The sequence below is a fragment of the Paenarthrobacter sp. YAF11_1 genome (genome assembly GCF_052113445.1).
GTDB lineage: Bacteria > Actinomycetota > Actinomycetes > Actinomycetales > Micrococcaceae > Arthrobacter.
Genome location: NZ_JBFRDF010000004.1, coordinates 171,834 through 191,015, shown reverse-complemented (window position 1 = coordinate 191,015; position 19,182 = coordinate 171,834). Strand labels below are relative to the sequence as shown.

19 protein-coding genes and 1 pseudogene are annotated in these 19,182 nt (G+C 62.7%); 12 read left to right on the top strand and 8 right to left on the bottom strand.

The features are described 5' to 3' along the window. Nucleotides 1-10 precede the first annotated feature (10 nt). On the bottom strand, nt 11-1,147 hold the full coding sequence (locus AB4Y77_RS08425; RefSeq protein ID WP_442013573.1) for an ROK family protein: 1,137 nt from the start codon (nt 1,145-1,147) through the stop codon (nt 11-13). 133 nt (nt 1,148-1,280) lie between these two features. On the opposite strand from AB4Y77_RS08425, the gene AB4Y77_RS08420 reads away from it, so the two are divergent. The 9 genes from AB4Y77_RS08420 to AB4Y77_RS08380 all read left to right on the top strand — a co-directional run bounded on the left by AB4Y77_RS08420 (nt 1,281) and on the right by AB4Y77_RS08380 (nt 10,553). Continuing rightward, the gene (locus tag AB4Y77_RS08420; protein ID WP_442013572.1) at nt 1,281-2,327 is read left to right on the top strand and encodes a hydroxyacid dehydrogenase; all 1,047 of its coding nucleotides are present in this window, start codon (nt 1,281-1,283) and stop codon (nt 2,325-2,327) included. Nucleotide 2,328: 1 nt separating this feature from the next. After that, on the top strand, nt 2,329-3,675 hold the full coding sequence (locus AB4Y77_RS08415) for a sulfatase family protein (protein ID WP_442013571.1): 1,347 nt from the start codon (nt 2,329-2,331) through the stop codon (nt 3,673-3,675). A 5-nt stretch (nt 3,676-3,680) separates the two neighbouring features. Then, the gene (locus AB4Y77_RS08410) at nt 3,681-4,967 is read left to right on the top strand and encodes an extracellular solute-binding protein (protein ID WP_442013570.1); all 1,287 of its coding nucleotides are present in this window, start codon (nt 3,681-3,683) and stop codon (nt 4,965-4,967) included. A 29-nt stretch (nt 4,968-4,996) separates the two neighbouring features. After that, nucleotides 4,997-5,953 carry a carbohydrate ABC transporter permease gene (locus tag AB4Y77_RS08405; protein WP_311214857.1) on the top strand — a complete coding sequence of 319 codons (957 nt, stop codon included), beginning with the start codon at nt 4,997-4,999 and terminating at the stop codon, nt 5,951-5,953. Continuing rightward, the gene (locus AB4Y77_RS08400) at nt 5,950-6,837 is read left to right on the top strand and encodes a carbohydrate ABC transporter permease (protein WP_442013569.1); all 888 of its coding nucleotides are present in this window, start codon (nt 5,950-5,952) and stop codon (nt 6,835-6,837) included. Before AB4Y77_RS08405 ends, AB4Y77_RS08400 begins: the two co-directional genes overlap by 4 nt. After that, the gene (locus tag AB4Y77_RS08395; RefSeq protein ID WP_442013568.1) at nt 6,834-7,754 is read left to right on the top strand and encodes a Gfo/Idh/MocA family protein; all 921 of its coding nucleotides are present in this window, start codon (nt 6,834-6,836) and stop codon (nt 7,752-7,754) included. The genes AB4Y77_RS08400 and AB4Y77_RS08395 overlap by 4 nt, the downstream gene beginning before the upstream one ends. 79 nt (nt 7,755-7,833) lie before the next feature. Next, nucleotides 7,834-8,796, top strand: coding sequence for an ROK family protein (locus AB4Y77_RS08390; protein ID WP_442013567.1), 963 nt, complete (start codon nt 7,834-7,836; stop codon nt 8,794-8,796). 33 nt (nt 8,797-8,829) lie between these two features. After that, nucleotides 8,830-9,621 carry a glucosamine-6-phosphate deaminase gene (locus AB4Y77_RS08385; protein WP_442013566.1) on the top strand — a complete coding sequence of 264 codons (792 nt, stop codon included), beginning with the start codon at nt 8,830-8,832 and terminating at the stop codon, nt 9,619-9,621. 41 nt (nt 9,622-9,662) lie between these two features. Further along, complete coding sequence (locus AB4Y77_RS08380) at nt 9,663-10,553, top strand: CPBP family intramembrane glutamic endopeptidase (RefSeq protein ID WP_442013565.1); 891 nt, start codon at nt 9,663-9,665, stop codon at nt 10,551-10,553. Here AB4Y77_RS08380 and AB4Y77_RS08375 read toward each other — a convergent pair. Continuing rightward, entirely contained in the window at nt 10,540-10,971 is a 432-nt protein-coding gene (locus AB4Y77_RS08375) for a dihydrofolate reductase family protein (RefSeq protein ID WP_442013564.1), read from the bottom strand. The genes AB4Y77_RS08380 and AB4Y77_RS08375 overlap by 14 nt on opposite strands. Before the next feature lie 23 nt (nt 10,972-10,994). After that, the gene (locus AB4Y77_RS08370; RefSeq protein WP_442013563.1) at nt 10,995-11,834 is read right to left on the bottom strand and encodes an alpha/beta fold hydrolase; all 840 of its coding nucleotides are present in this window, start codon (nt 11,832-11,834) and stop codon (nt 10,995-10,997) included. 112 nt (nt 11,835-11,946) lie between these two features. Here AB4Y77_RS08370 and AB4Y77_RS08365 point away from each other — a divergent pair, with 112 nt between their 5' ends. The 3 genes from AB4Y77_RS08365 to AB4Y77_RS08355 all read left to right on the top strand — a co-directional run bounded on the left by AB4Y77_RS08365 (nt 11,947) and on the right by AB4Y77_RS08355 (nt 13,697). Then, nucleotides 11,947-12,453 (top strand): methyltransferase family protein, encoded by a 507-nt coding sequence (locus AB4Y77_RS08365; protein ID WP_442013562.1) that lies wholly within the window; start codon nt 11,947-11,949, stop codon nt 12,451-12,453. Between the two features lie 261 nt (nt 12,454-12,714). Further along, on the top strand, nt 12,715-13,047 hold the full coding sequence (locus AB4Y77_RS08360) for a helix-turn-helix transcriptional regulator (protein WP_442013561.1): 333 nt from the start codon (nt 12,715-12,717) through the stop codon (nt 13,045-13,047). A gap of 104 nt (nt 13,048-13,151) precedes the next feature. Continuing rightward, entirely contained in the window at nt 13,152-13,697 is a 546-nt protein-coding gene (locus AB4Y77_RS08355) for a hypothetical protein (protein WP_442013560.1), read from the top strand. 158 nt (nt 13,698-13,855) lie between these two features. Here AB4Y77_RS08355 and AB4Y77_RS08350 read toward each other — a convergent pair whose 3' ends face one another. The 5 genes and pseudogenes from AB4Y77_RS08350 to AB4Y77_RS08330 form a co-directional block, all read right to left on the bottom strand. Next, on the bottom strand, nt 13,856-14,245 hold the full coding sequence (locus AB4Y77_RS08350) for a beta/gamma crystallin domain-containing protein (RefSeq protein WP_442013559.1): 390 nt from the start codon (nt 14,243-14,245) through the stop codon (nt 13,856-13,858). A 33-nt stretch (nt 14,246-14,278) separates the two neighbouring features. Continuing rightward, nucleotides 14,279-14,485 carry a hypothetical protein gene (locus AB4Y77_RS08345; protein ID WP_442013558.1) on the bottom strand — a complete coding sequence of 69 codons (207 nt, stop codon included), beginning with the start codon at nt 14,483-14,485 and terminating at the stop codon, nt 14,279-14,281. 941 nt (nt 14,486-15,426) lie between these two features. Then, nucleotides 15,427-15,745, bottom strand: a pseudogene (locus AB4Y77_RS08340) (hypothetical protein); the annotation flags it as partial. A gap of 40 nt (nt 15,746-15,785) precedes the next feature. After that, nucleotides 15,786-16,865, bottom strand: a complete 1,080-nt coding sequence (locus AB4Y77_RS08335; protein WP_311214845.1) for a substrate-binding domain-containing protein — start codon at nt 16,863-16,865, stop codon at nt 15,786-15,788. A 129-nt stretch (nt 16,866-16,994) separates the two neighbouring features. Beyond that, a complete protein-coding gene (locus AB4Y77_RS08330; protein ID WP_442013557.1) occupies nt 16,995-19,016 on the bottom strand; it encodes an outer membrane protein assembly factor BamB family protein in 2,022 nt (673 codons plus the stop codon). Nucleotides 19,017-19,182: the final 166 nt, after the last annotated feature.

The window sequence follows — 19,182 nt, the reverse complement described above, 5'->3', positions numbered from 1 at the left end:
GCATCTGCTGCTACCCAGTTGGGCTGGCAGTGAACAGTCCCGCAAGCACCGAACAAGCAGCACCCCTGGCCAGCGCTACGGGATCCGCAATGGCGGTATCAAAGATTGGAGGCGGAGTATTCGCGTGGTCGTATTGGCGCACGAACGCGTCTTTGGTCTGCTCGGCAAACGTGCCCAGAGCGGCTTCAGGAGCGAACCCGACCACCACCTGTCCGGGGCCCAGGACCTTGGCCATGTTCGCCATGCCGATGCCCAAGTGCAGGGCTGCGTCGGCAATCAGTGCGGAGTCGCCGTCGGGGTCCAGCCGCCTGTCCTGGCCGTGTCGCTCCAGTTCACGCTGCATGCCCCACAGGCTGCCGCGGGTCTCGAAACAGTCCTCCGCGCCGCAGTGACAGGGCCTGGCCGGCTCGGGACCGGTGATCGCCCTCGAATGAGCGAAGCCGCCTGCAGAACCGTTGAAGCCACGCTGGATACGGCCTTCAACCACGACGGCGGCGCCCAGGCTGGTGCCGACGCTGAAGATGAGCATCTCGCGGCCTGCAAAGACGTCGTCGAAAAGCAGCCCGCGCGTGTAGGCGTTGACGTAACTGTCGATGATAACGGGGTGGTCCGCGGCTTCTTCGAGGAGCCCTTGGAACGCTATGTCAGCCCAGCTCATCGCCCCGCTGTGCCGCACCAGGCCACTTGCTTGGTCCACCACGCCGGAGACGGCCGCACCCACACCAATAAGCTTGGGCTCCCTCCCGTCTGCAGCAGCGCGCACAGCCCGCGCCGCGGCTGCTACAGCTTCGGCAGGTTCCGTGGACGCCAACGGCTCGCTGTGCGTGGCCACCACGTCACCGCGCAAATCGACGACGACGGCGTGCGCTTCCGTAGCGGACAATCTCACGCCCGCGGCGAAAACGCCCTCGCGGCCAAGTTCGAGCAGGCGGGCGGGCCTGCCGCCCGTGCTGGGCGCGATCTCGGTTTCCACCAGCAGGCCCGAGTTGATGAGCTTGCCCGTAATTCCGGTGACGCTGGCAGCGCTCAAGCCGGTCTGAACAGTGATGGCGGCCCGGGAGACGGGCGATTGAGTCCGCACGACGTCGAGCACCAGGGCCTCGTTGATCTCACGGATCAGGGCCTTGCTGCCTGCACGTGGCTTCATCGCTGGTGGCTCCTGTTGTTGCGCGGCAAAGGATCCCACCCATTCTGGCATCCGTAGCGCGGTTGCTTTCACACTCTCCATGATACTTACTTTAGTCATTGACAAAAGATATTGAAACTGGCAATCTCAACCCATGAACATCAACAACGGCGTTGCATCGACACCACCGCCACCCACCACCTCCCGGCCGAGGATTCTCATGAGCATCCCGGACGTGGAACGGGCGGCCTTCATCTCACCGGAAACCCACGCTGCGCTGAACCAGCTGGGCGAAGTCACCGCCATCGCGCCGGCCCAGCTCCAGTCATTGGAGGCTTTCGCCGCGGCGGCAGCAGAGACAGAAATCTTCATCACAGCCTGGGGCTTCCCCCGCCTCGACGCCGAACACCTGGCAGCGGCACCGAACCTCACATGCGTCGTTCACGCCGCGTCCTCGCTGCACGCCCTTGTCAGCGACGCTTTCTGGGCCGCCGGCATCCCCATCTCCCAAGCGGGCGCAGCAATGGCCCCGGCCGTCGCCGAGCTCTCGCTCACCTTCACGCTGAGCCTGCTGCGCCGCGTGCACCAGCTGGATCACAGCCTCCGCTCCGGCACCAACTGGGACGATGCCCGCACCGTCCCGAGGGCCCGTGAAATCTCCGGCGCCCGCATCGGCGTTGTCGGCGCCTCACGAACAGGCCGCCGCTATATCGACGCCTGCCGGGCACTCGGCGCAGAGGTACGTGTCTATGATCCGTACCTCCTTGAGGGGGATCCCCTTGCGGACAGCTCAGCCACCTTGCATGGCTTGATGGCAAACAGCGATGTCGTCGCCATCCATGCCCCCGCCACCAGTGAAACCGCGGGGCTGATCGGTGCTGCCGAACTCGCACTGCTTCCGGATGGGGCAGCGTTCGTGAACACGGCCCGCTCCACCATCGTGGACATGGAAGCCCTCTACAAAGAGGTGCACTCGGGCCGGATTGACGCTGCGTTGGATGTCTTCGACGCCGAGCCCCTTCCCGTAGATGATCCTTGGCGCTCCCTGCCGAACGTGCTCCTCACGCCCCACCTCGGCGGCGCCACTGTTGACTCGCGGCGCCGGGCAGGCGGCATCGTCGTTGACGAGCTGAACCGCTTCATCAGCGGCCGGCCCATGGAACACGCCCTCACCCGGGCCGACCTCGAACGGATGGGCTGACATGCGCAACATCCTCTTGATCCACTGCCACGACCTCGGCCGTTTTCTGGGCACGTACGGAGTGGAGACGGTCTCAACCCCGCACTTGGACGCCCTGGCCGATGAGTCCGTGCTCTTCGAGCAGGCCTTCGCCACCGCTCCCCACTGCAGCCCGGCCCGGGCCTCCTTGTTCACCGGTACGTATCCCCAGACCAACGGTGTCCTCGGGCTGACGCACGAGCCGTTCGGCTGGGACCTCAAAGAGCCGAAAGACCACATCGCCTACAGGCTGAAGTCCGTCGGCTACCAGACCGAGCTCGTAGGCGTGCACCACGAATCGCGGGTTTTGGCCGACGACGTGGTGGCCGGCAGGCTCGGGTTCGACCACGCCCGTACGGGAGGTGCCCGGGACGTCGTCGTGGATCGCGCCACTGACGCGCTGCGTCGGCTGTCCGGCAGCGACCGGCCTTTCTACCTGCAGGTCGGCTTCACCGAGCCGCACCGCGTGCCCTCCGCAAGGGACCGCCCGGGAGTGATGGGCTTCCTGTCCGACGGCGTGGAACCGGACGTCTCCCTGGGCCACACCGTTCCAGCCCACTTAGTGGACGACGACGGTGCCCGCGAGGAAATCGCCGAGCTCCAGGGCGCGGTCAAACACATGGATGAAGGCGTCGGCAGCATCCTCGCCGAACTGGATTCCCTGGGCCTTCGCGAGCGGACGCTGGTGCTGTTCACCACCGACCACGGGCTTGCGCTGCCCCGCGCCAAATGCACCTTGTACGACGCCGGACTCGGCGTGGCGCTGATGCTTCGCCATCCCGGCAACCCGGCGTGGTCCGGGAGACGCGTGTCTGGCATCGTCAGTCACGTCGATGTCCTGCCCACCTTGCTTGACCTGGCAGGACTGCCGACTCCGGATGGCCTCGCCGGGACCACGCTGCGGCCCGCCGTCGAAGCAGGCGAGGCCACGCGAAGCCACTGTTTCAGCCAGCTGAGCTACCACACGTACTACGACCCCAAACGATCAGTGCGGACACCCACCCACAAACTGATCATCAACTTTTCCAACGCACCACGCTCTATGGATCCCACACAATCCTGGATCCATCGCAGCCTGCCGGCGGACCTTGGCGGGCCCACCATCGGCACCAGCCCGGCGACGGAACTCTATGACCTCACCACAGACCCCGAGGAACTGGACAACATCGCCGGCCATCCGGAGCAGTCGGAAATCCTCAGGGATCTCTCCGCTGCCCTCTTCGACTGGATGCGGGAATGCGGCGATCCCCTCCTCACCGCCCCCGTAGCAGCCAGCCGCCACCAGCTCGCGCTCAGCGCGATCCAAGAAGCCACCCTCACCCGAAAGTAGCCACCATGTTCATTCGAAAGATGCACCGCACCGCTTTGGCGACAGCCGCCGTCGTCACCGCCGCTATGGCGCTCACCGCCTGCGGTTCCGCCGGTTCTACAACGTCCGACGGCGGCCAGGCCACCGGCAAGGTGACGCTCTGGATGTATCCGGTCATCAAGGACGAGACCGCCAGCAAGAAGTTCTGGCAGGACACCGAGGCCAGCTTCGAGAAGGCGAACCCTGGAATTGACCTGTCCATCGAACTCCAGACGTTCGACAAGCGGGACGCCCAGATCTCGGCGGCGTTGGCCGCAGGCTCGGGACCCGACGTCGTACTCATTACGCCCGACCAAGCCGCAACCTACCGCAACGTGCGCGGGCTGCTTCCAGTGGACAAGGCCGTGGAGCAGGACAAGGACAGCTTCTACCCCGGGACTTTGGAAGCGGCGACGTTCGACAAAGAGGTGTTCGGCGTTCCGCTGTTCCAGAACATCAACACCACGTCGTACAACACCAAGATCTTCGCGGACGCCGGGATTCCACTACCCAAGACCTGGGACGACCTCCGCAGTGCTGCGCCGATCCTGGCAGAGAAGGGCATCGCAGTGATGGACTACGCCGGCAGCCCTGAGCAGACGTTGAACCTGTCCTTCTATCCCCTGTTATGGCAGGCCGGCGGAACAGTCTTCACCGATGACGCCAAGGACATCGCCTTTGATTCAGAGGCCGGCGTTTCGGCCCTGCAATTGCTGATCGACCTCAAGAAACTCGGTGGACTTCCCGCGGATGCCGCCACCGACGGCCCCAAGGTTGAGGGTGCACCGATCGCCGCGGGCAAGGCAGCAATGCGGGCCACCACGTCACTGCCGGAGCTGAAGCAGATGCGCGCCGCGCTTGGTGCCGAAAACGTTGCCTTGGGTGCTCCTTTGCAGGGCAAGGTCCAGGCGACGTACGGCAACCCCGGGCTGCTCGCACTGACTTCCATCAACAAAAAGGAGAACCGCGAAGCTGCCTACAAGGTGATGAGCTACCTGAGTTCAGCTGAGTCCCAGAAGGCCCTCAACGCCGCTGCCGGCAACCTGCCCACCCGTACAGATGCCGCCGCCTTGGGCACGGACGCCGATTCTTTGGCCATGGCCGAGGCCCTGAAGTCCGCCAACCCCGGCGAACCGTCCCCGGTTGCACGCCAGGTCATGGGTGCCCTCGCACCGAATATCCAAGCTGCGCTCCGCGGCGATGTCAGCGCCAAGGAAGCCCTTGACCGTGCTGCCAAGGAAGCCCGAGGCATCCTCCAGCGCTCGGCATCCTGAGTCCAGCCCAACCACCGATTGGTCACCCCATGTCTGTAAACACCCGCACCAGAACCACGCTGGCCGGCCGACATCCAGAGCTGACGGCGTCACCGCTCAAGCCTTTTGGGGCCAAGAAGGCCCGTAGCCGCGAGGCACTGGCCGGCATCCTCTTCGTCCTGCCCACCCTGGTCATTTTCGGTCTCTTCAAGTTCCTCCCCATCTTCGGGGCCGGCGCCATGAGCCTGACCGAGTACAGCCTCAACGGCGACTTCGAATTCCTCGGCGCAGACAACTACACCCGCTTGGCTGCTGATCCCAACTTCTGGCAAAGCCTCAAGGTGACGTTCCTGTACGTGGCGATCTTCGTCCCATTCATCATCGCCGTATCGCTGGCCGGCGCCGTCCTCCTGGACAAACTGGTCAGGTTCACCGGGACTTTCCGGGCCCTGCTGTTCATCCCCTACCTCAGCTCCTTCGTCATGGCCGGCATCATCTGGACGTGGATCTTCTCAACGGATGGTCCGCTGAATGCAGCGTTGGTTGGCCTGGGCATGGGCCCCGTCCCCTTCACGTCCGGGCCCCAACTGCTGGTCCTGCTCTCCTTGGCCGTGGTGTCCGTATGGAAAGGGTTCGGCTACTCCATGCTGATCTTCCTGGCCGGGCTCAAAGCACAACCGGCCGAAGTCCACGAGGCTGCGCGTATTGACGGAGCCGGCGCTTGGAAATCGTTCTGGTACGTCACGTTGCCCCTGCTGAAGCCCGTGGTGTTCTTTGTCCTGGTCATCGAGACGATTGTCGGATTCCAGGTCTTCGACACCATCTACGTCATGACTGGAGGCGGACCCGCCCGGGCCAGCCACAGCCTCATCTACTTCCTGTTCGATGAAGGATTCAAGTTCTTCGACTTCGGCTATGCCTCGGCCATTGGCGTGGTGCTGTTCGTCATCGTGCTCATCCTGTCGCTCATCCAGCAGCGCTTCTTCGAAGGTAAGGACTCCAAGTGACTGCCACTCTGCCTGCTCCCGCCGCTGGGCAACGGCCCGCCACGGGCCCCGCCCCGCGCAGCCCCCGCCGCAGCACCGAAAAGCGCCGCCAACGCACCCTGACCTGGGTGCTGGCAGTGATCTCACTCTTCACGGTGGCGCCCCTGATTGCCGTTGCCGTGCTGGCCCTCTCCCCGGAAGATGCCCCCACGCTCCCCTACGCGTTGCCGTCGTCTCTGACGTTGGACAACATTGTGCGCATCTTCAACGTGGGCGAATTCCCGCTCTGGCTCTGGAACTCGTTCCTGTACTCGGCAGTGTCCGTGGTGGTTGTCCTGCTGACGGCTTCCATGGCCGCCTATGCCTTGGCCCGCAAACGGTTCCCCGGCCGTAACGCATTGCTGTGGGCCATCATCGCCACCATGATGGTGCCCGTCCAAGCCACGCTGATCCCCACCTTCATCCTCATCTCCAAGATGGGCGGCGTGAACACCCTGTGGGGCCTGATCCTGCCGACTTTGGCCAACGCCCAGGCAATTTTCCTCATCCGTCAGTTCGTCCGGGACATGCCGGAGGAACTGTTCGACGCCGCCCGGATCGACGGTGCCGGCGAATGGCGGACCTTCTGGCAGATCGTGCTCCCCCTGATCCGGCCCGTCCTGGCAACCCTGGCCATCTTCGTCTTCCTCTGGCATTGGAACGACCTCCTCTGGCCGCTGGTCGTGGGCCAATCGGACGCGGCGCGGACCCTCACCGTAGGCCTGGCAACGTTGAACACCGAGACAGCCTCCACGTCCAACGTCATGGCCGCAACGCTGGTCAGCTTCATCCCCTGCCTGGTGATTTTCGCCCTCCTGCAGAAGCACATCGTCGCCAGCATCACGCACAGCGGGGTGAAGGGATGACGCCTGTTGCGCCTATCCGTTTCGGCCTCATTGGCGTCGATTCCCCGCACGCGCCGTCGTTTACCCGCCTCTTCGGCAACGGTTCCGACGGCGTTGTCCCCGGCGGCACGGTGACGCACGCCTGGAAGGGGGAATCGGCGTCGGACTTTCCCTTGAGCCGCGACCGGATCGACGGCTTTGCCGACGAGGTGAGTGGGCTGGGCGTCACCCTGTGCGACTCGCCGGAAGAGGTGGCCGCGGCCTGCGACGCCCTGCTGATCGTGTCCTCGGATGCGCGGACGCACCCACGCTACTTTGAGCGTGTGGTGCGGTTCGGCAAACCGGTCTATGTGGACACGCGGTTCGCTCCCACCCTGGCTGAGGCCCGGACCATGCTCGCCCAGGCGCAGGCCTCCGGGACTTTGGTCCTGGCCGGGTCCCCCAAGCGGTTCACACCGGAGTTCCAGGCGGCGCTGACCGGAGGGCCGTATCACTCTGTTTCCTTGGACGGCCCCCTCCCCACCCAGCCCGGCCACCCGGGCCTGGCCTGGTACGGCGTGCATCTGGTGGACCTCGCGGTGGCCGCGCTCGGTGCCGGCCCGGAAACTGTAACGGTCGACGCCGGGAGGCCGGGTCCTACGGACGGCGCCACCACGGTGACGGTCCGGTGGGGAGACGGACGCGAGGTCGCCATGACGGGCGAAGCGGCGTGGAGCCCGTTCACCATAGGGCGCATCGAATCCGAGGGCGGCTGTTCCGAGTTCTCGATCGAAGCCGGCCCGCCCATGCTGGTTGGCCTCCTGGAGGGGATCGTGAATTCCATCCGCAGCGGGACACCGAATGTACCGCTGCGGGAAATCCTGAGCATTGTCGCGATCGTGGAAGCCGCCAACAGAAGCCTGGAAGCCGGCCGCCCCGTCCCCCTCTCACCCAACTAAGTAGCAGCAGATGCCCTTTTGAGCACCCAAAACGGCATCTGCTGCTACCTATTTGGGTGCCAACCCCGAAAGATCACTGATGACACTGAGCTCCACCCCCGTCTTGCCCGCCCCGCACCCCGCTGAGCACTCAGCTACGCAAACGGTGAGGATCGGCGTCGACATTGGCGGCACCAAGATCGAAGCGGTCGCCATCGATCAGGACTGCACGGTCCTGCACACCGTCCGCCGTCCCACCGGATTTGGGAATGAAGCGCTGCTCAGCTCGCTCTTTGGCGTCCTCGGCGAGTTGCGCGGCGCGGAAAACCTGGCGGACTGCACCGTGTCCGGGCTGGGCATCGGCATCCCCGGAACGGTAAATACGGAGTCCGGGTACGTAGCCAATGCCGTGAATGTCGGCGTTGCCGGCGTGGACCTCGGCAACCTGGTGGCAGCTGAGCAGGGACTGCCGGTAGCGGTGGAGAACGACGTCAATGCCGCCGCCATCGGCGCCCACTACTTGCTGGCCGATGCCTCCGGTTCCAGTGCCTACCTCAATCTCGGCACCGGGTTGGCCGCGGGCTACGTCAGCAACGGCGTCGTGGTCCGTGGCACGTCCGGAGCCGCGGGCGAAATTGGGCACCTCCCCCTCGGGCTGCAGGGCGAGGAATGTCCCTGCGGCCAGGCAGGTTGCCTTGAACTGATCGCATCAGGTTCGGGCATTGCCCGTCAGTGGAGGGGCGACGGCCAGTGGCCCGCCGTCTCGCTGTTCGAGGCAGCGCTCGACGGCGACCCCGTCGCCAAAGTTGTTCAGCAGCGATTCTTTGAAGGTGCTGCCACAGCCATCAGAATCCTTGGGCTGACGTACGACCCCTCCGCCATCTACATTGGCGGCGGCTTGAACGCCCTGGGACAGCCACTTCTCAGCGGTATCCAGCGGGAGCTTGCCCGGTTCAGCGCTCCCTCCCCATTTCTTTCCGGCCTGGCGCTGGGGGACCGTGTCCAGTTGGTTCCGCCGGGGCTCTCCATTGGCTCTGTCGGTGCGGCCATCGCCGCCGACTAACTACGCTTTTCACCAGTTACTCAAAGGAAACCCATGGCAGAAGTCATCATTGTCCGCGACCCCATCGAGGCAGGAAACGTCGCCGCGTCGATCTTCGCGCAGCAGATCATCGCCAACCCAGCTACCGTACTGGGCCTGGCCACCGGATCCACCCCGCTGACCACCTACGCTGCGCTTGCAGCCGCTGTCGCGGAGGGTCCCCTCGACGTCTCCGGAGTGCGTGGCTTCGCCTTGGACGAGTACCTCGGCGTCCCACCGGAGCACCCGGAGAGCTACCGCTCAGTGATCACCCGCGAAGTGGTGGAGCCATTGGGCCTCAACCCGGACCAGGTGTGGACGCCGCGAGGCACCGGCCCTGACATCACCCACGCCGGAGCAGAGTATGAAGCCATGATCGCCGAAGCGGGTGGAGTCGACATCCAGATCCTGGGCATCGGGTCCAATGGGCATGTGGGGTTCAACGAACCCGGGTCCTCCCTGGCCTCCACCACCCGCATCAAGGCTCTGGCCGAGCAAACGCGCAGGGACAACGCACGGTTCTTCAGCACTCCGGATGAGGTCCCTACCCACTGCATCACCCAGGGCCTCGGGACCATCCTCCGGGCCAGGCAGTTGGTCCTTCTCGCGTTTGGAGCGAACAAAGCGGACGCCGTTGCAGCTGCGTTGGAAGGACCCGTCTCCTCCGCCGTGCCGGGCTCAGTGATCCAGCAGCATCCGCGTGCCACTGTGATCATCGACGAGGCAGCCGCCGCTGGCCTTGCACACGCCGAGTACTACCGGCACGCCTGGCGATCGGCGCAAGATCTACGTGCAGTAGATTTCTAAACGGGACTATTCTTCGTCCCGCAGACTCAAGGGGGCATTTCGTGGACCAGACCGTCCATTCATCGCGTTGGAAAGCATTCTGGGACAAGGGTGGATGGTGGCGGGCCATCCTGCTGACCGTGCTCTATATGGCGATCTACCTGGGCGCCGGCCTGGTCATCGGGACCGTTGCGGGCGACCAAGTGGTGGCCGAGGACATCTTCCGCACGCCTCAGAGCGTCTTCGTCGGCCTGACTCTGTCCTTGATTGTGGGCAGCGTGGCCCTTGCTGCGTTCGTGTACTCCGTGGGCTGGTTCAAACCGCTGTTCGCTCCCCAGCCCGTCAAGGGAAGCTGGTGGATGTGGGCAGCACCGTTCTTCCTGATGGCCGCCATCGCACTCCGCTTCCTGGGCATCAACTACGGCAGCTACCAAGCATCGGTGGTGGTCCTCATGCTCGTCACCGGGCTGCTGGTGGGCTTCGCCGAAGAGATCCTCACCCGGGGCATCGTGGTCAAAATGCTCCGCGATTCAGGTAAGTCCGAGTGGGTAGTCATGGTGCTGTCCTCTTTGGTCTTTGCACTGCTGCACTCTGCAAATGCCCTGTCAGGCATGCCAATCGTCACAGTCTTGGCGACCATCGTGTTCACGTTCGGCTTCGGCATCTGCATGTACCTGACGCTGCGGGTCACCGGCAATCTGATCTGGCCCATGATTCTGCACGCGCTTTACGACCCCACGCTTTTCCTGTCCACGGGTGGAATCGACCAGGCCGCCACGGGTCCACAGAGCCCGCTCCTGCAGCTGGCGGGCCCTGCCAACATGATCTACATCCTGATCGGCGTCATCGCCCTGATTGTGGTGCGCGGACGGGCGCAGCGCTCACCTCTCGCGCCCCCCAACGCTTCTTCTGTTTTCTTTGGCTGTAGTCGGTGCACCGCTACGCCTGGCTGATGTCGATGCCCGTCACGGGTGCGCCTGCACGCTCGTAGACGAGCGCAACAGCGCCTTTCGAGAACCCCTGCGGCGGCTGGGCCAAGCGGAACGCAGCGGGCACACCGGCACCGTCAGGGAACAAGCGCTTGCCCGAGCCGAACGTGAGCGGGTAGAGGTACAGGTTGAGCCGGTCCACGAGGTCGGCTTCGAGCAGTGACCGTGCGAGGTCGCCGCTGCCGATGACGTGGATGTCGCTGAACCGGTCCTTGATCCCCGCTACCTCTTCGATGTCCGCCAACGCCGTGGTCCCCTGCCAGCCGGGGTCGGTCAGGGTACGGGACACGACGAAGCCGCCCGAACGGTCCTCGTCCGGGCCGCCGGGCGCTTGATACACGCCGTCGAGGGTGATGAAAAGGTCAACGGAGAGAATTCCCATGGTGTGCTCCTCTTACTTGTGGTTCAGGGTCGCTGATCTTGCCAGCCCTGAGCTGTCGGGGCGTCCAGGAATGTGGTGACAACGTCCAGCACAAGATTGGTCCTCGCCAAGCCGAAGAAGTGGGTGGTGCCCGGGAAGACAGCGAGCTGTGAGGCGGGCACGCCGTCGAAATCGCCGTTCACGTCTCCCCCGCGCAACTGCAGGAACCGCACCGCATGCTCAAGTTTGACCATGTCGCAGTCGCCGACGGTGATCAAGGAAGGGGCTTGGATTCCGCGGATCTCGTCGTCCGACCAGCCCTTTGACCTGGTGTCGTAGCCTCCGAGTTTGGTCAAGAGCCCTTGTAGGTGCTCGTGGTCCGGGTGCGGTGATACGGCCATATAACGCTGCTCCATCGGGGTGCCGGCGATCATGTCCACGGTCATTTCGGTAACAACCTCAGCGTTTCCACCGCGATCGCCGTCGGGGTTGAATGACACAGACGAAACGATGAGCTTCCGGACGAGCTCGGGGTGTTTGATCGCCAGATGCAGAGCAACGGCCCCACCGACGCTGAAGCCGAAGACATCAACCTCGCCGACGCCCAGATGCTCCAGAAGACCAACGACGTCCGCTGCCAAGTCAGCGGTGTTCAACGGGCGGTCGATGTCGTTGGTTCTACCGTGGCCTTGGAAGTCGGCGGCGATCACCCTGCGCTCCGCTGCCAAGGCCGGGATCAGCGTGCCGAACTGCTGCTCGATGTCGAACAGTCCGCCGTGCAGGAGCAGCAAGGGTGTGCCACCGGAGCCGTGCAGCTCGTAGTACATCTGTAGTCCGTTGACCTCCGCGTAACCGGCTTCCGGGTCTGGGGTCTGATAGTTCATACGTTGTCCTCCTGCGCCGTAAGGATCGCTCGCCGTTGCGCGTCATCCTAGTCCCGCCGCGGGGCTGGCGGCAGGGTCGCGGGGTTGACGTAATAGCGCTAATCTGACGCGCATGGCCCAGGCAATTCCGTCCGCTCGAGCATGGATCGGGACGATTCTCTTCCTGTTCCTGGCCCCTGGCATCGTGGCAGGACTCGTTCCGTGGCTCATCTCCGGCTGGCGATGGTTTGACTGGGGCTCAGTGTGGATCGTGGTGTTGTTTGCGTGGATGGCTATCGCTGCTGGGGTGGTTTTCCTCCTGCACGCCTTCACACTATTTGCCCTGCACCGCGGAACGCCCGCTCCCGTGGCTCCCACCGAAACGCTCGTCGTGACGGGGGCTTACCGCTACGTGCGCAATCCTATGTACATCTCCGTCGTCAGCATGATCCTCGGCCAGGCTTTGCTGTTCGTCAGTTGGGGACTGGTGATCTACGCAGTGATTGTCCTCGACACGGTGTTCGCGTTTGTGAAGGGCTACGAGGAACCAACCCTCACCGAGACCTACGGCGAGCAATACCTGAACTACCGACGCAATGTCCCGGGGTGGTGGCCGCGGATCACGCCGTGGCGGGGGTGATCGAAATTGTTGTCGGGAAGCGCTGATTGGGACGGGATTTCCAGCCCTAGTTTGCAGCGTCTGCAGCTTTACGGAACGTCCGTTATCGGCGTTAAAAGCACGGGAGTAGAAGTAGCTGCGAGAACTCCCGTGCATCAACGAATCCGGCGTTTCCGCAGTCCGAGGTCGTGGATTCCGCCACGCCGTAGACCTTCGCGTTCGCAGCCGACTCAGCATAGGTTATCAACTTGACTTCTAAGTCTATATAGCTAGATTAGGGGTATGGAGAACCTGGGACGTGTCACACCCGCTACTGCGCTTGTCCTGGAGGCTTTGTTGTCAGCGGAAAGCGTGTGGGGGCTGCAAATCGTGAAAGACACGGCGAAGAAGCCGGGTACGGTTTACCCCATCCTGGAGCGCCTTGAATTGGCGGGCTGGGTTGAGGGGGAATGGGAAGAGGAGGACGGCCGCAAGGGGCCTCGCCGCCGGTATTACCGGCTCATGGCAGACGCTCGCCCGTTGGCTCGGGCATATGTCAGGCAGCTGCAGTCGCGACTTTCTTCCGTTCCGCGGCCGTCCCCGGCGTTGTCAGAGTGTGCATGGGGCCCGGCGTGAAGCCAGCTGAAGCCCTCCTGACGATGTGTATTGCGTTGACGCCGGCAAGGCTTCGCGCTATCCGCGAGGAGCAGTGGAGGGCGGATCTCAGGGACGGTCCAAGGATGGGCATTTCTTCGTCTGCGGTGTTAGTCGGCACCGTTTGTGCGTCGGTAATGTCCCGGTTCAATGATTTGTCACGGCGCGGCAGCATGGTGCTGTCGCGCCTCACTAAGGGGGAAGACGTGAAATTGGTACTAGGTGTTGTGGGTGCTGCGGCAGTCCTGGCTGTAGCCGTGGTCGTCGGTGTTCAAGCCAACGCCGCGGATGGGCAGGATGGTTCCCTGATGGTCAAAGCACCCATGGAGGACCGGGTGCTCGGTGGTTATGAAGGGTGGTGGACCTCCACTCCGGTCGCCGGAAACTCCGCCAATCTGCCTCAGGAGACGATAGCCGTAAACACTACGAGCGGTGAAATTGTTGACGTCTTCAACCGCGCCAAGAGTGCTGCGGGACAGGAAATGTCAGTTTCTGATGTGCAGTTCAACGTTGTTCCCGACACGACGTGGCCAAAACATTCGGTGGTGATCATCGATACAGCTTCAGGAAAAGTAATTGAGGATTTCCCGGTAGATGACAAGGGCTTCCCGATCATTTCGAGTGGCCACTAGTAAGCCTTTCGCGAACCCATTTACACTTCGAACCGGGCCATCAACCTCTTTACACTGATCGGGCGGCACGCCGAAACAGAAGACACAAAACGAACGCAGGACCTTGGCAGCGGCCAAAGTCCTGCGTTCGTTCATTCACCCGGCAAAGAAAGGGATGCCTAGTAAATGGCTACACTTGTTACAGTAACGGCACCACTGAAGTAGAAGCACGTTGTCCTCGGGGTTACTGGACCCCGCCTTGGGCTGATGTAGTAGTTGCCATCAGACGCCTGATAGGTAACGTTTCCATTGTTGTTCCCTGGGCACAGCGCGGTGATTCCCGGCATGTAGAAGCTCATGCTTCCAGCATTTGCGAAGCACCACTCCTTGCTATCCGCGCCGCGAACGATGCTGTAGAAGTCCACGTTGTTGCAGATCGGGTTAGTAATCCGCAGCTGGGGTTGGGCAGCAGCTTCGCGCTTGATCGCCTTGACCTCTGCGGCAGTGGTTGCCGGATAGAACTTCTTGACCTCGCCCAAGCTTGCACCACGCAGGACAAAGTCCTTCACGCTGTACAGACTACGGACCTCATCGTCGGAGAGCTAGTGGCTGTTCTCTGTAGTAATCACTTGGCCGCCGTCGATCTTCTGACCCGCAGCGGATTCGCCGACGTAGGCAATATTGCCGGACGTCGTCCCTCCGACGTACGAAGTGTTGCCGGCGGAGGCGTTCGCTGCCCCGACTCCGCTTCCGACCAGTGCCGACAGGACAACTGTCAGAACGACAGCCGATTTGCTTAGAAATCGCATAAATCCCCCATTTGAGTTATTTGAAAAGAAAATTCCCACACAAAAGTCAACCCCCCTTGACATTCAGAGGGTCGTGTTTGAAGGGAGTTCCTGATTTTTAGTGGTGAATCAGGCGAATATCATTGTGCACATGTGTCCGCGAAACACAACGTACTGGATGCGGATACAAGTGGCTGCACCCTGATGAAGATGAGTCGCCTGTCACTACCACTAAGCTCAGATATTAGAGCCGAATGTGACTGAATGCCAGGCGTGCTGATAGCTACCGGATTGATCGATACCGTCAGGCGGCATCGACACCTTAAAGTCATGCATTAGAAGTCCCCCAAAACCTTGACCTGCGTGGTCAGTAAAGAAAAATAACACGATTATACGAACCGAGCGAAATTTGACGGGTATGTTGTGTGGGGAGATGTTGTTGGCGCACCTGCGAGAACTGTGTGACCGAGTTGATCGCCCCGATGTGTCCTCCTTGCGCGTCGGGCGAGTGAACCGGCGTGGACCCGAAAACAGCCTGCCGGTATTCCAGGCGGCCGGGGCAGCCGGACTGGACCGCGGCACGGGAAGAGACGCGATGATCATGAGCTGGTCGGTGCTGTGGTGACTGCGGTACGACAGCAGGAAGACTGTGTTTCGTTACCTGCGCCAAGCTGCTCAGATGGGAAGCCCAGTCGACGAACATCCACAAGCCGCTGTGCTGATGGCGGCAGCACGACAGGCTAAGACTGGACGAGGGGGTGGCCGCCTGTGTTGATAACGCATATCAACCTATTTAGGTTGTCATTTGGGTGCTTATCGGCGTTTGCCTCGTTCCACGAGGTCTGCGGATGACGTGAGGTGGCTTAACTGAATCGTCCAAAGTTCTTTGGACAATTCAGTTGGATCGTGTCAGCCTCTGCCGCGGGCGTCGACGCAGCTTTTCGCGGCAGGTGCAGGTATCTTCAGACCAGCGCCCGCCATGATACCAGTCTCAGCCCGGCTTTCCGGTCCGTCGCAGAAGTCGTACAGCCGGGATTGGACCATCCATCGTCGGGATCTGACCGTTCGAGTATCGCAACGAGGTCCCCTTCGTCGGGCAGGCATATTGATCGGCTTCAGGGTGTTTGTCGTAGGTATAGGCGGCGACTGCCAGGGGTGAGTTTGACCGCCCGAGACTGTACCGATGAGGAAGAACAGCGTGTCGATGTAGTAGTCGTCGCCGTCGACATCGAAGTGGATCTGCCGGCCAACAAACGAGAATCCCGGCCCGGGTTCCCTTAGGTCCCTTTATCTCCGGGAACTCTGCCTCAGAGCAAACCCCCTACTCCGCGTCCTCCCCCATCACCGTGGACTCCCGGATGATCAGCTTCGGGGCCAGGCTCACGCGGCGGAGGGCAGGCGAAACAGCCGATCCGGTCTTCCCCGCAAGGCGTTCCATGCACATGGTCACTGCCGCGTATCCGACGTCGCGTTTTGGCGGGGCGATGGAGGTCAGGGGGACGGGGGCGAGGTCGGCCACTTCGTCGTCATAGGCAACGATCGCGAGGTCCTCCGGGACGTCGACGCCGGACTCCTCGGCAAGGTTGATCAGCGTGATGGCTTCCTCATCGGGGAGCACCAAGGCAGCGTGGGTATCGGTCCGGCGGCAGTCTTTGAGGAACTTCGCAAACTCCTTCTGGTTGTTGCCTGCACCCACCACTGACCGGACGTACTCCATGACGGGGGCATCATTGTCGAGGCCGAGCTTGGCCACCATCCGCTCATGGCTTTCACGGAGCCAAGGGGCCGTGGGGCTGGCGGCAATGGCCAGCCCAATCCGGCGGTGGCCCAGCGAAGCAAGGTGCTCGATGGCCAGCTCTGCGCCGTAGCTGTGATCGGACATCACGGATTCGAACACCCGGCTTGAACGTTCCACGAGCACTACGGGGATTCGCAGCCCGGACAGCAACTCAAAGGTGGGCGAACCGGGTTCAAGGGGGCCTGCTGTCGCCAGGAGAATCCCATCCACGGAGTTGGCCACCATGCGCTGGAGTTGGCGAAGCTCGTCCTCTGCCGAGTAGTTGCTGACACCGAGAATGAGGCGGGCGTTCAGCGCATTTGCTGCAGCTTCCGCGCCGCGGATGACTTCCGGAAAGTAGTAGCCGGTGGTCGGGACAATGAGCCCCAGGGTGGCCAACGGCTGGCGCGGCCTCCTGTGGACGGTGTCGCCAGGCCGCTCCACCACCATCCGGACTGCCCCGCCATGGACCCTCCGCAGCAGGCCCTGGGCAGCGAGCTGCGTCAGGTCCCGGCGGATGGTCATGGTGGACTGGCCGCTCTTTTCGGCAAAGTCGTTCACGGTCAGGGTCCCCCGCAGCTCCAACTCACGGAGTATCTTCTCGTGGCGTTCCCCGCTGAGCATGCCAATCCTCTTCCGGAATCCCAATGTTCAAACAAGCATAAATGACCGAATACAAACAACGTTGCGGGGCCCGCTCTGCGCGTAAAACACTCGCCAGAGTGCGCAGAGCAGGCCCCGCAACGCCAGCCACTACCGCCGGGGGTGGTCGTCGATCCGCACGAGGTTCCGTCCCCGCATGGTGTAAAGGTAGCCGTCCTCGTCGTTGTTAATATGCGAGCCGCTGTACCAAGCGCCGTCGATATCAGCCACCACAGTGGCTACTTCGAAGGTTTTCGGGTCGAAGCGGAAGACGTGGGTATTGGAAACGCCGTACACCGCGCCGCGGTTGGTGACCAGGGCCGCGAAGCCGTAGCTGACCGAGGTGATGTCCGAACGGTGAACAACCTTGCGTTTGGGTAGGTCTATGACAAAAAGACCACCCTTGCGCGTCACACCGTAGAGGTACTTGCCCTGTACGGCGAGGGCTGCGATGCCCGCACCTTCCCCGGCATCCAGCCGCCACAATTCCTTCCCTGCCACAGGGTTGAATGCCACTACTGTTCCTGCGCCATCGAGACTTGGATTGCCGCCGCCCAAATAGGCCACGCCGTCGCGGGACGCCACCGCCCGGAGCAATTGCACATTGTCGATGGGATTCAGGAAGAAGCCCTTCTTGCCGGTGCGCGGGTCATAAGTCCACAGCGAACCACCGCCCTCGGTGTCTGCTTGCGCCCCCACGAGGACCAGCCTGTTGCTCTCATCCCAGCAGACATCCAAGGGGCGGTTCTGCTCCTTGGGGAATTCCGCCACCTGCGTGAGCGGCTTTCCGTTCTTGGGGTCAAAGCTCCAAATGCCCTGGCCGCTGTATTGCCCTGTGTACAAGGCGCCGTCCACCACGATCGCATCCTTGGCCTCACCGGGGGCGAGCATATTGGCAACTTCCCCTGTCCTCAGCGAGCGCCGGGCTATGACGCCGTTGCCGCCCACATAGACGTAGCCTGCGCCAGCGGCAATTCCCATCACCGATTGCGGGTCAGAAGGTGCGCCGGCTTCGCCGAGGTCGGTGGTTTTGGTGGTTCCAGTTGCCGGGTCAATTTCGGCCACGAACCCGTAGCCCGAGGTCACCAGCAGCTTGCCGTCCCGAGCGTCAACGCCCCAGATCTCGCCCAGCGATGGGCCTTGGTACGGCACCGCCACTACCGCGTTGGCAGACAGGTTGTAGGCCAAAAGCCCGGCCTCGTTGGCGAAATACACTTTGTCGCCAATAGCCGCAAAGTTCTTGGCAGTCTTCCCCTCGGAGAGGGTTTGCACGTAGGTCTTCGGGTTGCTGAGACTCACGGCAGCAATCTTGGAGTTCTCCAAGGAACCGGCAGAACTCACCATCAACTTGTTTCCCACGATGCCAAGGTCGCGAATGCTGGGATCCTTCAGCATTTCGGCCGGGGTGACGTTGGTGAAAGCCTTGGCAGCGCGGTCGTAAGCGAACAAGCAGGCCCGGCTCGCGCCGCTTCCACCATTGAGCGTGCTGCCTGCCCCGAAGAAGATCGTGGAGTCGGTGGCGGCCACCGCACGGGCGAGGGTGGCACCGGCGTCGGGGATTCCCAGGCTGGTGATTTGCCCCGTGACGGGGTCGTACTCCCACAGCGCCGGCGCCGTGGGGCTTCCGCCACCCACAATATAGAGGCGTCCGTTGGGCGCCACGCTGAGGTCCCGGACATCCCGGTCACCGATGTAGCCGATCGCGGCGGCCTTGGTACCAAGGCTGTTGAGGTCCCAGCGGAAAAGGTTGGGCTGCGTACCGGTCGACTTCTGCAGGACACCGGCGTAGAGGTACCGGCCCGAGGCGTCGGCAGCCAGGGTCTGGATGGAGTGCCCGTTGGTGAGCTCGGTCTGCCCAATGACCTTTCCGGTGGGGACATGGAAGGCAATGATCCGAACCGGTTCCAGGTTGCGGGAACCGATGTAAAGTACGTCGCCCACCAGCAGCCCGCTCATGAGGGAGAACTGTACGACGCCGGGACCCAGGTCCAGGATTTCGGTCGCCTTGGGCTTGGACCCCAGGAAGGTGGACGCCGACGCCGGGTGGCTGGCTGCCAGCCCGAAGGCCGCCGCGAGCGAAGCCGCGCCTCCCACCTGTAGGACTGCCCGCCTGCTGATGTTCGATTTCTCCATTGGAATCCCTGTTCTTAGGTAGTGACTTTGATGAGTCGCCGTTCGGGTATCCAGAATTCATAGCAGCGCCGAGCGGACAGCGTCCAGCTTCTGTGTTCGTTCAAACAAAGATGTCGAACCGCTCTCTATGAGATTCCTTGAAGAACTCAGCAACACTTCGAATGAG

What these genes read in the sequence shown, in the direction of transcription:
- AB4Y77_RS08330 (WP_442013557.1), bottom strand. Translation starts at nt 19,016, where the DNA reads ATGGAGAAATCGAACATCAGCAGGCGGGCAGTCCTACAGGTGGGAGGC.
- AB4Y77_RS08345 (WP_442013558.1), bottom strand. Translation starts at nt 14,485, where the DNA reads ATGCGATTTCTAAGCAAATCGGCTGTCGTTCTGACAGTTGTCCTGTCG.
- AB4Y77_RS08405 (WP_311214857.1), top strand. Translation starts at nt 4,997, where the DNA reads ATGTCTGTAAACACCCGCACCAGAACCACGCTGGCCGGCCGACATCCA.
- AB4Y77_RS08410 (WP_442013570.1), top strand. Translation starts at nt 3,681, where the DNA reads ATGTTCATTCGAAAGATGCACCGCACCGCTTTGGCGACAGCCGCCGTC.
- AB4Y77_RS08390 (WP_442013567.1), top strand. Translation starts at nt 7,834, where the DNA reads ATGACACTGAGCTCCACCCCCGTCTTGCCCGCCCCGCACCCCGCTGAG.
- AB4Y77_RS08395 (WP_442013568.1), top strand. Translation starts at nt 6,834, where the DNA reads ATGACGCCTGTTGCGCCTATCCGTTTCGGCCTCATTGGCGTCGATTCC.
- AB4Y77_RS08370 (WP_442013563.1), bottom strand. Translation starts at nt 11,834, where the DNA reads ATGAACTATCAGACCCCAGACCCGGAAGCCGGTTACGCGGAGGTCAAC.
- AB4Y77_RS08335 (WP_311214845.1), bottom strand. Translation starts at nt 16,865, where the DNA reads ATGCTCAGCGGGGAACGCCACGAGAAGATACTCCGTGAGTTGGAGCTG.
- AB4Y77_RS08425 (WP_442013573.1), bottom strand. Translation starts at nt 1,147, where the DNA reads ATGAAGCCACGTGCAGGCAGCAAGGCCCTGATCCGTGAGATCAACGAG.
- AB4Y77_RS08365 (WP_442013562.1), top strand. Translation starts at nt 11,947, where the DNA reads ATGGCCCAGGCAATTCCGTCCGCTCGAGCATGGATCGGGACGATTCTC.
- AB4Y77_RS08420 (WP_442013572.1), top strand. Translation starts at nt 1,281, where the DNA reads ATGAACATCAACAACGGCGTTGCATCGACACCACCGCCACCCACCACC.
- AB4Y77_RS08415 (WP_442013571.1), top strand. Translation starts at nt 2,329, where the DNA reads ATGCGCAACATCCTCTTGATCCACTGCCACGACCTCGGCCGTTTTCTG.
- AB4Y77_RS08355 (WP_442013560.1), top strand. Translation starts at nt 13,152, where the DNA reads ATGGGCATTTCTTCGTCTGCGGTGTTAGTCGGCACCGTTTGTGCGTCG.
- AB4Y77_RS08375 (WP_442013564.1), bottom strand. Translation starts at nt 10,971, where the DNA reads ATGGGAATTCTCTCCGTTGACCTTTTCATCACCCTCGACGGCGTGTAT.
- AB4Y77_RS08385 (WP_442013566.1), top strand. Translation starts at nt 8,830, where the DNA reads ATGGCAGAAGTCATCATTGTCCGCGACCCCATCGAGGCAGGAAACGTC.
- AB4Y77_RS08360 (WP_442013561.1), top strand. Translation starts at nt 12,715, where the DNA reads ATGGAGAACCTGGGACGTGTCACACCCGCTACTGCGCTTGTCCTGGAG.